The sequence below is a fragment of the Kribbella sp. genome (assembly GCF_035655035.1).
Classification (GTDB): Bacteria; Actinomycetota; Actinomycetes; order Propionibacteriales; family Kribbellaceae; genus Kribbella.
The window spans coordinates 1-14,056 of record NZ_DASRVN010000070.1 but is presented as its reverse complement, the minus strand read 5'-3'; the positions used below and the strand labels follow the sequence as shown (position 1 = coordinate 14,056).

Below are 14,056 nucleotides of genomic sequence, written 5' to 3'. Positions count from 1 at the left end.
TCGTCACGGAGCTTGAACAGGATCCCGTTGCCCTCGTTCAGCGCGTGCAGCTCGGCCTTGCGTTCCTCGGCGTCCACCACCATCGTGCGGAACTTCAGCATCCGGAACTGCTCGCCGCCGCGCCCCACCCGGGTCTGCCGGAACAGCACAGGGCCACGGCTGGTCAGTTTCACCAGCACCGCCGTCACGACCAGCAACGGTGTCAGGGCCAGCAACAGCAGACAGCCGACCACACGGTCGAAGATGTTCTTCAGCAGATGCGGGCCGCCGCTCACCGACGGCCGCTCCAGGTGCAGCAGCGACAGCCCGGCGACCGGCCGGATCGAGATCCGCGGACCGGCGACCTCGACGATGCCCGGCGACACGATCAGGTCGACGCCGCGCTGTTCGAGTGCCCAGGACAACTTCCGCAGCAGGTGCCCGGCGAGCTCCGGGTCGGCGGCCACCGCGACCACCTCGACGTCCCATTCGTCGACCGCCTTCAGGATGTCCATCTCGGCCCGGCCGAGGCGTTCCGGGCCCGGCTCGTCGGGCGTGTCGCCGCGCGGCAGGCAGCTCGCGACCACGACGTACCCGTCGGTCTGCCGCTCCTCCATGTGCCGGCGCAGCGTCGTCACCTGGTCGTTGCGCCCGACAACCAGCACCCGGCGCATGCAGCGGCCGGCGAACCGGCGCTTCGAGATCTGCCGGTGCAGCACCCACCGGGCGAACATCGCCGCCAAGCAGGTCATCGGCACCGCGAGTACGACGAACCCGCGAGCCACCTGGCTCTTGGTCGCGTACGACGTCACGGCGACCAGTGCGGTCAGCACGACGGCGGCCCGGATGACCGACCGGAACTCCTCCGGGCCGGTGCCGAAGTAGCGGGTCTCATAACCCCGCTCCAGGGCCACACAGGCCAGCCAGGCGATCGGCAGCGCGGCGCCGAGCAGAACGTAGCCGAAGTCGATCTGGGCGCCGAACCGGACCACGAGCGCCAGCGAGACACCGAACAGCGCCGCGACCAGGTCCCCGGCGAGCGCGGCCCACCGGTACTTCGCGACCCAGCGCGCCTCGGTGAACCGGGCCGCGCGCGGCACGACCGCCGGAACTTCCTCCGGTACCACCCAGACCGGCCGGCGTCGTTCCCCCGACGGCGCCGGCCGCAAGTCAGCCGGATCGGCCAACCCCTCGGACATGACGAATTCAGTCACGCACAGTCACCCCCCACAGGTGAACAGCGACGCCCGTGACCAACCCACACCCCGTCACGGACCTCGTCCAACGCCGCCCCCACAACGGCGTGGTCCAGAGAGTACTACGTGGTCGCGGCGGAAAACAGCGTCCGAAGCGAGTGTTTACCCGACTCCCAGGTACCGTAAATGCAGAGACCCCCGGTGGCCCGTTTCCGGGCCCCAGGGGTCTCAAACGACTACTTCAAGTGACCAATTGCCGGGTCGGGGCACTGATCTCGAAGGGTGTCTCTCAGCCGGCGATCAGGCCGTCGCCGCTGATCAGTTCGCGCATCTCGGCGAGCGAGCTGTCCGACGGGGGCAGGATCGCGTCGGAGTCGTGCAGCTCGTCGTCCGGCACCTTCTCGCCGGAGCGGACGAAGTCCAGCAGGGCGGCGAAAGCGGTGTGGTACGCCGCCTCGTCGCCCGACGACACGGCCTTCTCCAGGTCGCCGTCGACCGCGTTCAGCGCGTCGAGCTTGTCGTCGGCCAGTCGCCACTGACCTTCACCCATGATGCGAACGATCACCGAACATCTCCGTCCTGGGGTCGCGCCGGCTCCGTGACAGGTTGGGTGGCCGGCTGCTGCACTGGCTGCTGGGCGGACTGCTGCGCCTCACCGGAGAGCTCCTTCGGCGTGCTGCTGCCGCCGGCCAGCTGGGCCTTCATCGCGGCCAGCTCGTTCTCCACCTCGGAGCCGGACGACATCCGGTCCAGCTCGAGGCTGATGTTGTCCTTGACCGTACCGCTCGCGTCGTCGAGCGCGCCGGAGGCGAGCAGCTCGTCGATCGCGCCGGCCCGGGCCTGCATCTGCTGGGTCTTGTCCTCGGCCCGCTGGACCGCGAGGCCGACGTCGCTCATCTCCTCGGAGATGCCGGAGAACGCCTCGTTGATCCGGGTCTGCGCCTCGGCCGCGGTGTAGGTGGCCTTGATGGTCTCCTTGCGGGTCCGGAACGACTCGACCTTGGCCTGCAGCCGCTGGGAGGCGAGCGTGAGCTTCTCCTCCTCACCCTGCAGCTGGGCGTGCTGGGTCTGCAGGTCGTCGATCTGGCCCTGGAGGCCGGACTTGCGGGTCAGGGCCTCGCGGGCCAGGTCCTCGCGGCCCATCGAGAGCGCCTTCTGCGCCTGCTCCTGCAGCTTCGCCGACTGGGACTGCAGCTGGGACGCCTGCAGCTCCACCCGCTTCCGGCTGGTGGCCACGTCGGCCACGCCCCGGCGTACCTTCTGCAGCAGCTCGAGCTGCTTCTGGTACGAGTAGTCAAGGGTTTCGCGAGGATCCTCGGCCTTGTCCAGGGCGGAGTTCGCCTTGGCCTTGAAGATCGTCGACATCCGCTTGAAGATGCTCATCGATATCCGTACCCCTTCTGTGCCGGAGTGACGACCCGGCGTGCGTGCCATCCACCCTATGTCCCTACGGGTCACCAGACCATCAGGACGGGCCCCGATAAAGTGGTACCCAGGTCCGGGGACCACCCCGAGTCGCGACCTGCCCTGCGAATGAGGTTCTGACCCCGTGTTCCGTCGTACCAAGTCTGAGACAGCTACCACCGTACCCGCCGAGCCCCAGGGCAAGCCGGGCGGCAAGGGGCGGCCGACGCCGAGCCGCAAGGAAGCGGAGGCGGCCCGCAAGCAGGCGTTCAAGAAGCCGCGGAACCGCAAGGAGGCCTCGGCCATCCGGCGGGAGAAGATGCGCACCGAGCGGGCCAAGATGCAGCAGGCCATGCAGACCGGCGACGACCGGTACCTGCCGGCCGCCGACAAGGGCCCGGTCCGGCGGTTCGCCCGGGACTACGTCGACGCCCGGTACTCGGTGATGGAGTTCGCGCTGCCGATCCTGCTGGTGGTGTCGCTGGTCGGGGTGGTGTTCTCCCCGCAGTTCCCGTGGCTGGCCGGGATGGTGAACCTGCTGTTCCTGCTCATGATCCTGCTGATCGCCGGGGACTGGTTCCTGCTCACCGCGGGGCTGCGCAAGCAGATCGGGATCAAGTTCGGAAAGGAGTCCACCAAGGGCATCGGGTTCTACGCGGTCCGGCGGACCATGCAGATGCGCCGCTGGCGGCTGCCGAAGCCGATGGTGAAGCGCGGCGAACGGCCGCACTGAAATGCTGGCGAGCTGATCCAGGGCAAGTAGGGTCAGGGGTATGGACTTCCGCTATCTGGGCAACAGTGGTCTCAAGGTCAGCGAGATCTCGTACGGCAACTGGCTGACGCACGGCTCCCAGGTGGAGAACGAGCAGGCCAAGGCCTGCGTCCGGGCCGCCCTGGAGGCCGGCATCACGACGTTCGACACCGCCGACACCTACGCGAACACCAAGGCCGAGTCGGTGCTCGGCGAGGCGCTGGCCGGCGAGCGCCGCGAGTCGCTGGAGATCTTCACCAAGGTGTACTGGCCGACCGGTCCGGGCGGACCGAACGACACCGGCCTGTCCCGCAAGCACATCCACGAGTCGATCAACGGCTCGCTGAAGCGGCTCGGCACCGACTACGTCGACCTCTACCAGGCGCACCGGTACGACACCGAGACGCCGCTCGAGGAGACGATGGAGGCGTTCGCCGACGTCGTCCGGCAGGGCAAGGCGCTGTACATCGGCGTCTCGGAGTGGACCGCGGAGCAGCTCCAGGAGGGCCACCGGCTGGCCCGCGAGCTGCGGATCCCGTTCGTCTCGAACCAGCCGCAGTACAGCATGCTCTGGCGGGTCATCGAGGGTGAGGTGGTCCCGGCCGCCGAGGAGCTCGGCATCAGCCAGGTGGTGTTCTCGCCGATCGCGCAGGGCGTGCTGACCGGCAAGTACCTGCCCGGTCAGCAGCCGCCGGAGGGCTCCCGCGCCACCGACGCGAACGGGTCGAACTTCATCAAGCGGTTCCTCACCGACGACGTCCTGACCCGCGTCCAGGAGCTCAAGCCGCTGGCCGCCGAGGTGGAGCTGTCGCTGTCCCAGCTGGCGATCGCCTGGGTGCTGCAGAACCAGAACGTCGCGTCCGCGATCATCGGCGCCTCCCGGCCCGAGCAGGTCACCGAGAACGTCAAGGCCTCCGGCGTGAGGCTGGACGAGGGCCTGCTGAAGCGGATCGACGAGGTGCTCGGCAACATCGTCGAGAGGGACCCGGCGAAGACCGCGCAGAACTCCCCGCAGAAGCGGCCGAACTCGTGAGCTGGAGCTGGCGGTTCGAGACCGCGACCGGTGCGCTGGTCGACCCGGGTGAGGTCGGCGGCGCGGAGTTCTCGGCCCAGGGCGACGCCGAGAGCTGGCTGGGCGAGACCTGGCGGGACCTGGCCGACCGCGGCGTCGGCCAGGTGTACCTGCTGGAGGACGGCCGTGAGGTCTACGGCCCGATGAGTCTGTCGTCCGCAGAGTAGGATTCGCACGAACCACACGCCTGCGTCACAGGGAAGCCGGTCCGAGTCCGGCGCTGACCCGCAACCGTAGGTCACCAGTTTGGTGACAAGCCGGAACACTGTGACGCAGGCGGTCAGGCTCAACTACCCGCCGTGGCCCGCGGGTGGAGCCCCTACCCTGCCGGTGCAGGCGGGACCTCCTCCACCGGGCTGCGGCCCGACCGAGGAACCACCATGACTGCATCACTCCGACCACGTCGCCGGACCGTACGACTGGTCCTCAGCCTGCTGGCGGGTCTCCTGCTGGCTGGGACCAGTGTCACTTTCACAGCCACCTCAGCCCGTGCCGAGGACGGCTACCGTTTCTGGGGCTACTACCAGTGGACCAAGGGCCAGTGGGCCTTCTCGCAGAAGGGCGCTGACGCCACCGTGCCGGCTGACGGTGCGGTCGAGGGCTGGCGGTTCGCCGTCAGCGGCGCCAAGCCCCGGGTGCCGCGGGCCGCGGGTGACTTCGCGGCCATCTGCGGCAAGACCCCGGCGGAGACCGGCAAGAAGCGCGTGGCCCTGGTCGTCGACCCCGGTACGCCGGAGGACGCCCTGTCCGGCGAGACCCCCGGCCCGGCCACCGGTACCTGCGTGGTGACGGCCACCGCCTCGACCGGAGCACAGATCCTCGCCGCGACCGGGCCCGACCGGATCGAGAAGGGCCTCACCTGCGGTATCAACGGGTACCCGGCGAAGGGCTGCGGCGACCAGGTGAAGAACATCAAGGTCCCGGCCACCGACACCCCGGTGACGCTGCAGATCAAGTCCGCCGTAGGCTCGACCGCCGCTCCGGCCTCATCGACCTCCGACAGCAACAGCAGCAGCGGTACGCCGTGGACGGGCATCATCATCGCGCTCGTCGTGGTCGTACTGCTGGCCGGCGGTGGCTTCTTCCTGAACCGCCGGCGTACCGCAGCCAAGTAGCCGGCCCAGCAGATGCGCGCCGTACACCACCTGACACTCCCCCGGGCACTCCACCCGGGGGCCTGGTGGTTGTGGGCGCTCTGCATGGCTGTAGCGGCCAGCAGGACACGCAACCCGGTCCTGCTGGTTCTTATCCTTACGGTCACCGGTTTTGTCGTGGCCGCGCGCCGGAGCGATGCACCGTGGGCTCACAGCTTCACCGCGTTCCTCAAGCTGGGTCTGCTGGTCATCGGGATCCGTGTGGTCCTGCAGGCCTTGCTGTCGACCCGTTCGCAGGGCAACACGGTGCTGTTCACGCTGCCGCAGATTCCGTTGCCTGCGTGGGCTGCCGGTGTGAAGCTCGGCGGCCAGGTAACGGCCGAGGCCCTGCTCACCGCTCTGTACGACGGTGGGCAGCTGGCCGTCATGCTGTGCTGCGTGGGAGCTGCCAACGCACTGGCCAGCCCACGCCGGTTGCTGAAGTCGTTGCCAGGGGCTCTGTACGAGATGGGCGTCGCCTGTGTAGTGGCGCTGACCTTCGCACCACAGTTGGTGACGGACGGCCGTCGTATCCGCGCCGCCCGCCGCCTGCGCGGCCGTACCCGTGCCAGCTTCCGTACGACAGCTATGCCGGTCCTGGAAGGCGCCCTGGACAGGTCGGTCGAGCTGGCCGCTGCGATGGACTCCCGTGGGTACGGCCGTACGGCGCAGGCGCCGCGGAGCCACCGACGGCTCACAGCGCTCTGCGTACTGCTGGGGCTGTTGGGGATCCTGCTGGGTGTCTACGCATTGCTGACCGACTCGATGGCGTTTCCATTCGCAGCCGGCGCGCTCGTCGTCGGCGTACTGCTGGCGGTCGCGGCGATGGCCGTAGGGCGCCAGCGGGTGAGCAGGACCCGTTACCGGCCAGACCCGTGGGCCTTGCCCGAGTGGCTCGTCGTAGCAGCCGGTGCGGTCGCCGCAGGCGTCATGGTGACCGCAGCGGTCCAGGGTGTGAACGGCCTGCTGCTGGCGGGGCCAATGGTCGTCCCGCCGGTCCCCGTGCTGCCGGTTGTCGGCGTACTGATCGGACTGGTGCCCGCACTCGTTGCGCCACCGTTGAAGAAGGGCGCCGCATGATCGAGTTCGACCGGGTGACCGTGACGTACGACGGCGCGCGCGAGCCGGCACTGCGGGACGTGAGCTTCACCGTGCCCGAGGGCGAGCTGGCCCTGGTGATCGGGCGCACCGGCTCCGGCAAGTCCACGTTGCTGCGGGCAATCAACGGGCTGGTGCCGCACTTCACCGGCGGGACGCTCGCCGGGCGGGTGCTGGTCTCCGGACGGGACACGAGCGAGTACCGGCCGCGGGACCTCGCGGACGTGGTCGGGATGGTCGGGCAGGACCCGATGGCCGGGTTCGTCACCGACACGGTCGAGGACGAGCTGGCGTACAGCATGGAGTCGCTGGGCGTGCCGCCGGACGTGATGCGCCGCCGGGTCGAGGAGACGCTCGACCTGCTGGGGCTGGCCGACGTCCGCGACCGGGCGCTCACGTCCTTGTCGGGCGGTCAGCGGCAACGGACCGCTATCGGCGCGGCCCTCACGTCGCATCCCGCCGTACTCGTGCTGGACGAGCCCACGTCGGCGCTGGACCCCCAAGCCGCCGAGGAGGTCCTGGCTGCGCTACAGCGGCTCGTGCATGACCTGGGCGTCACCGTGGTGATGGCCGAGCACCGCTTGGAGCGGGTGATCCAGTACGCCGACCGCGTGATCGAAGTACCCGGCGGGGCCGCCGCAGTGTCTACAGGACTGCCCGCGGAGCGCATGGAGACCGCACCGGTCGCACCGCCGGTAGTGGAGCTAGGGCGGCTGGCTGGGTGGTCACCGCTCCCTCTCTCTGTACGAGACGCGCGCCGCGCGGCAGCAACCCTGCGCTCCCACCTCGCCCCTCCTCCCCCGTCACGTAGTGCGGGGCCGCTGGGGGCGGAGCTTGCCCACTGCAAGGACCTGGTGGTGAGCTACGGCACCGTCAATGCATTGCGCGGTGTGTCCATCAGCGTCAAGGCGGGTGAGGTGGTCGCGCTGATGGGCCGCAACGGCGCGGGCAAGTCCACACTGCTGAACGCGCTCGTCGGTATCGTCCCTGTGCGCTCCGGTACTGCGGTTGCCGCCGGGACGGACCCCCGCCGTACCAAGCCGAAGCAACTCGTGAAGGCGGTCGGACTGGTACCGCAGGAGCCTGCTGATCTCTTGTACGCCGCTACCGTCGCGGACGAGTGCGCCGGCGCGGACTCGGACTTCAAGGTGCCTGCAGGTAGTTGCCGGGCGTTGCTGGAGCGGCTGGCGCCGGACGTGCCGTTGGACGTGCACCCACGCGACCTGTCCGAGGGACAGCGGCTGTGCCTGGCGCTGGCCGTCGTACTGTGCGGTGCTCCACCCCTGCTGTTGCTGGACGAGCCGACGCGTGGGCTCGACTACGGCGCCAAGCGGCGGCTGGTGGCGATCCTGCGCGAGCTGGCCGCGGCCGGGCACGCGGTGGTGCTGTCGACGCACGACGTGGAGATGGTGGCCGAGGTCGCGACCCGGGTGATGGTCCTGGCGGAGGGTGAGCTGGTCAGCGACGGACCGACGGCCGAGGTGATCGCCGGGTCGCCCGCGTTCGCACCACAGGTCGCGAAGATCCTCGCCCCGCTCCCGTTCCTGACCGTCGGTGAGGTCGCCGACGCCCTGGACCGAGCCTCATGAGCAGGCTCGCACCCCTCGGCGCCATCCGGCCTGTGCCCCTCCGGCTGATCCGCCTCAAGCCACGCAGCACGGTGGCACTGCTGGTCGCCTCACTGGTCGGCGTACTGGCGTTCGCCTGGCCGTTGTTCTTCCGGACGTCGCAGGCGGGTGCGTCGGCGATCGGCCACACCACCGACGCTCCGTGGCTGTTCGTGTTGCTGCTGCCGTTGCTGGTCGCCGTCGTCCTCGCCGAGCTCTCCGAGTCCGGCATCGACGCCAAGGTGATCTCGCTCGTCGGCATGCTCGCGGCGGTTGGCGCGGCTTTGCGCGCGCTAGGTCCCGGTACGGCGGGGCTCGAGCCGGGGTTCTTCCTGCTGGTGCTGGCCGGGCGGGCGTTCGGCGCCGGGTTCGGGTTCGTGCTCGGGGCGGTGTCGTTGCTGGGCGGGGCGCTGATCAGCGGCGGGGTCGGGCCGTGGATGCCGTTCCAGATGTTCGCGTGCGCGTGGGTCGGGTGCCTGGCCGGGTTGCTGCCGCGGGTCGGCGGGCGCCTGGAGTTGCTGCTGCTGGCGGCGTACTCGGTGGTGTCCGGGGTGCTGTACGGCGTCATCATGAACCTGTGGTTCTGGCCGTACGCGACGTTCGGGAGCGACTTCTCGTTCGTACCGGGTGACTCGCTGGCCGAGAACCTGCACCGGTACTTCCTGTTCGTGGTCGCGACGTCGCTGGGGTGGGACATCCCGCGCGGGATCCTGTGCGCGGTGCTGGTACTGGCGCTCGGGCGGCCGATCCTGAACGCGTTCCGGCGGACGGCACGCAAGGCGGCGTTCGAGGCGCCGGTGGTTTTCGAGCCCGGGAGGACGGATGGGTGAGCGTACGTTGGTGCTCGGCGGGGCGCGGTCCGGCAAGTCGATCGCGGCCGAGCGGCTGCTGGCCGACGTACCGGACGTCGTGTACGTCGCCACCGGCGGGGACGACGCCGGAAACGCCGAGTGGGCCGACCGGGTCGCGAGACACCGCTCCCGCCGGCCGGCGACCTGGGGCCTGGCCGAGACCATCGACCTCGTCCCACTCCTCGAGTCCCCGGGGCCACCGCTGCTGATCGACTGCCTGACGCTGTGGCTGTCCCGCACCATGGACACCCTCGAGATCTGGGACAGTCTCGACCGCGCCGACGTCGTCGAACAACAGATCGCCCGTCTGGCGGATGCTTGGTCTGGTACCCCGCGCCATGTGGTTGCCGTCAGCAACGACGTCGGCTCCGGCATCGTCCCGGCCGACCCCGGCACCCGCCTGTTCCGCGACCTGATGGGCCGCCTCAACACCACCATCTCCCTCGCCTCCACCCAGGTCCTGTGGACGATCGCCGGCCGCACCATGCCGCTCACATGAGCAAGTCACCAGAGGAGGAACCCGGCGGGGCGCCCCACGCCTCGGCCGCCGGAGGCGCGGCCGCGCAGGACAACGCCTCGGGCGGCGCCGCAGGCGCGGACGGTGGTGCCGCCGGTGGTGGTTCCGGTGGTGCTGACGCGCGGGGCGCGTTGCTCGATGCGGTGCGGTTGGCGTTCGGCACACTCACCGTTCTTCCCGCCGGGGTTCCGCGGCGGGTGGATCGGGTGGTTGGTGGGCGGGCGATGGTGTTCGCGCCTGCCGTGGGTGTGGTCGTGGGTGGGGTGGCGGCCGGGGTTGTTGCGCTGGCTCAGTGGGTGAAGCCGGAGGCCGGGCTGCTGGCGGCGGTGCTCGGTGTGCTCGTGGTCGCCGGGCTGTCAGGCGGATTGCATCTGGACGGGCTGGCGGACTTCGCGGACGCGCTCGGGTCGCGGCGGGATCGCGAGACGATGTTGCGGATCATGAAGCAGAGCGACATCGGGCCGTTCGGGGTGGTCGCGATCGTCGGCATGCTGTTGCTCGACGTCGCCGCTCTCACCGCGTGCGTGCAGGCGGGCTTCGGCTGGCAGGCAGTCCTGATCGCCACCGTCGCGAGCCGCCTCACCCTCCCCTGGTCCTGCCGTACGTCGATCCCCGCCGCCCGCCCCGACGGCCTCGGCACCGTCGTCGCCGCCACCGTCCGCCCCACCACCGCCACCCTCACGACAGCTCTCGTCGTCGCCGCCACCCTCGCCCTCACCTGGCTCCAACACCCGACCAGCGCCCTGCCTCACGCCGTAGCCACCGCGGCCAGCACCGCAGCCAGCACCGCAGCCAGCACCGCAGCAGGCACCGCAGCAGGCACCGGCGGCACCAGCCTCGGCCGGCAGTTGGGTGGTGTCGCGGCGGCCGTCCTGCTGGCAGTCAGCTGCAGCTTCCTGAGCACCCGACTGGCGACCCGAAAGCTCGGCGGAACGACCGGCGACGTGCTCGGCGCGACCGTCGAACTCGCCCTTCCAGTAGCCCTCGTAACCCTCGCCCTCACCGTGTGAGCGCTCACCTCCACCACCCTGTCCCCGCAGTGGTCTACTCTCGCCGATGGAACGATCAAGTGGGGTAGTGACGGCGAGGTTGCGGCTGATGTTTGTGGTTCACCACCGGTGGGCGGGCGACCACGCCCCGCGATCCGTTATCTTTATGTAATGAACGCAACCCGCCCAGCCCCGGGCTCGCAGGCTTCGCTGCGCGAAGCCAACCGGGCGCGCGTTCTCGGTGTCGTCCGGCAGCACGGCCCGCTCACCCAGGTCGAGATCGCGGCCGCCTCCGGCCTGTCCGCGGCCACCGTGTCGAACATGGTGAAGGAGCTCGACCAGGCCGGCATGGTCGGCCTGTCCCGGAGCATCCGCAACGGCCGCCGCGCCGTCCTGGTGTCGCTCGCGTCCGGCGGCGGCCTGCTGGCCGGCGTCGCGTTCGGCGAGCGCGACGTCCGGGTCGCGGTGGCCAACGGCTCGCGCGAGATCCTCGCCCAGCAGCTGATGCCGCTGCAGGCCGACCACGTCGCCGACGAGGGCATGGAGCGCGCCGCCCGGCTGCTCGCCGACCTTGCCGCGACGGTCAGTTCGGGTGTCGAGGACATCTCCGCGATCGGGTTCGGCCTGCCGATGCCGGTGGACGCGATCAGCGGCGAGGCCGGGTCCGACGCGGTACTGCCCGGCTGGCGCGGCGTGAACGTGACCGACGCGATGTCGGCGTACCTGCGGGCCCCGGTCGCGCTCGACAACACCGCCAACCTGGCGGCCCTCGGCGAACTCCGGGCCGGCGGCCTGCGCGGCGTCCGGAACGGCTGCTACCTGAAGTTCTCGTACGGCGTGGGCGCGGGGATCGTGATCGACGGCGAGGTGTACCGCGGCTCGGCCGGTACCGCGGGCGAGATCGGCCACGTCACGATCGACGAGAACGGCCCGATCTGCCGGTGCGGGAACCGCGGCTGCCTGGACACGTTCGTCGGATCCCGGGCGCTGATCAGCAGCCTGGCCGCGTCCCACGGACCGCTGCGGCTGAAGGACATCGTGCACCGCGCGCTGGCCGGCGACCTCGGCTGCCGCCGCGTGATCGAGGACGCCGGCCGCCGGGTCGGGGTCGCGGTCGCCGGCGTGGTGAACCTGCTGAACCCGGAGGCGATCGCGGTCGGCGGGCTGCTCGCCGAAGCCGGCGAGATCGTCCTCGGCCCGCTCCGCGAGGCGCTCGACCGGTGCGCGATCCCGAGCGCCGCGGCGACCGTCGAACTGCGGCCCGCCGAGCTCGGCGACGAGGCGGACATCGTCGGCGCGATCCACCGGGCGTCGATGCTGAGTCATCCCAATATCTCCATTTCTTGAATTCAAGTCTTGACGACAAGACCGTGGGCCGCTTGACTGCGGGCAGGCCAATCGGGGCCTGCCTCGTCAAGGAGCCGCCATATGTCCCTCTCCGCAATCCGTCACGTCGGCGTCGGTCTCGCCGTCGCGGCCCTCGCCGTCTCCCTGGCGGCGTGTGGCAAGAACGACTCCGGCAGCGGCTCAGGCGGCGCGAAGAAGATCGCGCTGTTGCTGCCCGAGTCGAAGACCACCCGGTACGAGGCGCTCGACCGCCCGCTGTTCACCGAGGCGCTGAAGGCGGCCTGCGGCAACTGCCAGCTGATCTACAGCAACGCCGACCAGGACGCGTCCAAGCAACAGCAGCAGGCCGAGGCCGCCCTCACCCAGGGCGCGAACGTGCTGGTCCTGGACCCCGTCGACGGCAAGGCCGCCGCCGCAGTCGCCGCCTCCGCGAAGGCGCAGAACGTCCCGGTGGTCGCGTACGACCGGTTCATCGACAAGGCCGACTACTACGTGTCGTTCGAGAACGAGGCGGTCGGCAAGCTGCAGGCCCAGACCCTGGTCGACACCCTCAAGGCGGCCGGTAAGACCTCCGGCAACATCGCGATGATCAACGGCTCCCCCACCGACCCGAACGCCGCCGAGTTCAAGAAGGGCGCGCACAGCGTGCTGGACTCCAGCGGGTTCAAGGTCGCCGCCGAGTTCGACACGCCGGACTGGAGTCCGGACAAGGCGCAGGCCTGGATGGAAGGCCAGCTGAGCGCGATCAAGAACGGACTCGTCGGGGTGTACGCCGCCAACGACGGCACCGCGGGCGGCGCGATCGCGGCGCTCAAGGGCGGCGGCGTGAAGCCGTTGCCGCCGGTCACCGGGCAGGACTCGGAACTGGCCGCGATCCAGCGGATCGTCGCCGGCGACCAGGCGATGACCATCTACAAGGCGGTGAAGCCGGAGGCCGAGGCCGCCGCCAAGGGCGCCGTGGCGCTGGCGAACGGCGGCAAGCCGGACTCCACGACCGACAAGAACGGCGTGAAGTCGACGATCCTCAACCCGGTCGCGGTGACCAAGGCCAACATCAAGGACACCGTGGTCAAGGACAACCTCTACAAGATCACCGACATCTGTACGCCGTCCTTCGCCGCCGCGTGCGCCGCCGCCGGACTCTCCACCAACTGACCGCCCCGCGGCGTTGCCCCCGTAGTGAGGTGCGGGGGCAACGCCGGTCTTTCAGGTTCCGGAACCGGCAGAGCCTGTTCCACCTCGCCGCCCGGCCGGATCATGGCCTGATATCCACGCCCAGGAGGCTGATCGCGTGACTGTTACCCCGGCTCCCCTCGACGTCGGCGCCGGTACGGTGCTGCGGCTGGAGGGGATCTCCAAGCGGTTCGGCGCCGTCCAGGCACTGAAGAACATCGAGCTCGACGTCCGGGCCGGCGAAGTACTCGCGCTGGTCGGCGACAACGGCGCCGGCAAGTCCACGCTGGTGAAGACGATCGCCGGCGTCTACACCGCCGACGACGGGACGATGGTCTTCGACGGCCGCCCGGTTCGGGTCGGCAGCCCGGCCGAGGCGCAGCAGCTCGGGATCGCCACGGTGTTCCAGGACCTGGCGCTCTGCGACAACCTCGACGTGGTCGCGAACCTGTACCTCGGCCGCGAGCTCGAGAAGGCCGGCGCGCTCGACGAGGTCGAGATGGAGCGCCAGTCCTGGGAGCTGCTCCGGCAGCTGTCCGCGAAGATCCCGTCGGTCCGGATCCCGGTCGCCGCGCTGTCCGGCGGCCAGCGGCAGACCGTCGCGATCGCCCGCAGCCTGCTCGGCAAGCCGAAGGTCGTGATGCTCGACGAGCCGACCGCGGCGCTCGGCGTCGCGCAGACCGCCGAGGTGCTCAACCTGATCGAGCGACTGCGCGAGACCGGGCTGGGCGTGATCCTGATCAGCCACAACATGGCCGACGTCCAGGCCGTGGCCGACCGGATCGTGGTGCTGCGTCTCGGGCGCAACGCCGCGGAGTTCCGGGTCGAGGAAGCGACGACGGAGGAGCTGGTGGCAGCGATCACCGGCGCGTCGGACAACGTGGTCGCGGCGCGTGCGGAGCGGCGGAGCACCGGAGGAACCCATGACTGAGCCGGACC

General features: G+C 70.2%; 15 protein-coding genes. 12 read left to right on the top strand and 3 right to left on the bottom strand.

Annotation, left to right across the window (positions count from 1 at the left end):
* The 3 genes from VFF46_RS04495 to VFF46_RS04485 all read right to left on the bottom strand — a co-directional run.
* The coding region (locus tag VFF46_RS04495) for a sugar transferase (protein WP_325035733.1) at nt 1–1,193 on the bottom strand (1,193 nt) is incomplete at its 3' end.
* 271 nt (nt 1,194–1,464) lie between these two features.
* Nucleotides 1,465–1,725, bottom strand: a complete 261-nt coding sequence (gene pspAA, locus VFF46_RS04490; protein ID WP_325035732.1) for a PspA-associated protein PspAA — start codon at nt 1,723–1,725, stop codon at nt 1,465–1,467.
* Nucleotides 1,726–1,736: 11 nt separating this feature from the next.
* The gene (locus VFF46_RS04485) at nt 1,737–2,558 is read right to left on the bottom strand and encodes a PspA/IM30 family protein (RefSeq protein WP_325035731.1); all 822 of its coding nucleotides are present in this window, start codon (nt 2,556–2,558) and stop codon (nt 1,737–1,739) included.
* Between the two features lie 166 nt (nt 2,559–2,724).
* Between VFF46_RS04485 and VFF46_RS04480 the strand changes: the two genes are divergently transcribed.
* The 12 genes from VFF46_RS04480 to VFF46_RS04425 all read left to right on the top strand — a co-directional run bounded on the left by VFF46_RS04480 (nt 2,725) and on the right by VFF46_RS04425 (nt 14,048).
* Complete coding sequence (locus tag VFF46_RS04480) at nt 2,725–3,312, top strand: DUF3043 domain-containing protein (RefSeq protein ID WP_325035730.1); 588 nt, start codon at nt 2,725–2,727, stop codon at nt 3,310–3,312.
* Nucleotides 3,313–3,352: 40 nt separating this feature from the next.
* The gene (locus tag VFF46_RS04475) at nt 3,353–4,363 is read left to right on the top strand and encodes an aldo/keto reductase family protein (RefSeq protein ID WP_325035729.1); all 1,011 of its coding nucleotides are present in this window, start codon (nt 3,353–3,355) and stop codon (nt 4,361–4,363) included.
* Nucleotides 4,360–4,569: a hypothetical protein gene (locus tag VFF46_RS04470; RefSeq protein WP_325035728.1), complete on the top strand. Its 210-nt coding sequence runs from the start codon at nt 4,360–4,362 to the stop codon at nt 4,567–4,569. Before VFF46_RS04475 ends, VFF46_RS04470 begins: the two co-directional genes overlap by 4 nt.
* Nucleotides 4,570–4,782: 213 nt before the next feature.
* Nucleotides 4,783–5,517, top strand: a complete 735-nt coding sequence (locus tag VFF46_RS04465) for an SCO2322 family protein (RefSeq protein WP_325035727.1) — start codon at nt 4,783–4,785, stop codon at nt 5,515–5,517.
* 12 nt (nt 5,518–5,529) lie between these two features.
* Nucleotides 5,530–6,615, top strand: coding sequence for an energy-coupling factor transporter transmembrane component T (locus VFF46_RS04460; RefSeq protein WP_325035726.1), 1,086 nt, complete (start codon nt 5,530–5,532; stop codon nt 6,613–6,615).
* On the top strand, nt 6,612–8,222 hold the full coding sequence (locus tag VFF46_RS04455) for an ABC transporter ATP-binding protein (protein ID WP_325035725.1): 1,611 nt from the start codon (nt 6,612–6,614) through the stop codon (nt 8,220–8,222). Before VFF46_RS04460 ends, VFF46_RS04455 begins: the two co-directional genes overlap by 4 nt.
* On the top strand, nt 8,219–9,070 hold the full coding sequence (locus VFF46_RS04450) for an ECF transporter S component (protein ID WP_325035724.1): 852 nt from the start codon (nt 8,219–8,221) through the stop codon (nt 9,068–9,070). Before VFF46_RS04455 ends, VFF46_RS04450 begins: the two co-directional genes overlap by 4 nt.
* Nucleotides 9,063–9,590: a bifunctional adenosylcobinamide kinase/adenosylcobinamide-phosphate guanylyltransferase gene (locus tag VFF46_RS04445; RefSeq protein WP_325035723.1), complete on the top strand. Its 528-nt coding sequence runs from the start codon at nt 9,063–9,065 to the stop codon at nt 9,588–9,590. Before VFF46_RS04450 ends, VFF46_RS04445 begins: the two co-directional genes overlap by 8 nt.
* Nucleotides 9,587–10,618 carry an adenosylcobinamide-GDP ribazoletransferase gene (locus VFF46_RS04440; protein WP_325035722.1) on the top strand — a complete coding sequence of 344 codons (1,032 nt, stop codon included), beginning with the start codon at nt 9,587–9,589 and terminating at the stop codon, nt 10,616–10,618. The genes VFF46_RS04445 and VFF46_RS04440 overlap by 4 nt, the downstream gene beginning before the upstream one ends.
* 150 nt (nt 10,619–10,768) lie before the next feature.
* A complete protein-coding gene (locus tag VFF46_RS04435; protein ID WP_325035721.1) occupies nt 10,769–11,944 on the top strand; it encodes an ROK family transcriptional regulator in 1,176 nt (391 codons plus the stop codon).
* Nucleotides 11,945–12,025: 81 nt separating this feature from the next.
* On the top strand, nt 12,026–13,099 hold the full coding sequence (locus VFF46_RS04430) for a sugar ABC transporter substrate-binding protein (RefSeq protein WP_325035720.1): 1,074 nt from the start codon (nt 12,026–12,028) through the stop codon (nt 13,097–13,099).
* Between the two features lie 136 nt (nt 13,100–13,235).
* Nucleotides 13,236–14,048 carry an ATP-binding cassette domain-containing protein gene (locus VFF46_RS04425; protein ID WP_325035719.1) on the top strand — a complete coding sequence of 271 codons (813 nt, stop codon included), beginning with the start codon at nt 13,236–13,238 and terminating at the stop codon, nt 14,046–14,048.
* Nucleotides 14,049–14,056: the final 8 nt, after the last annotated feature.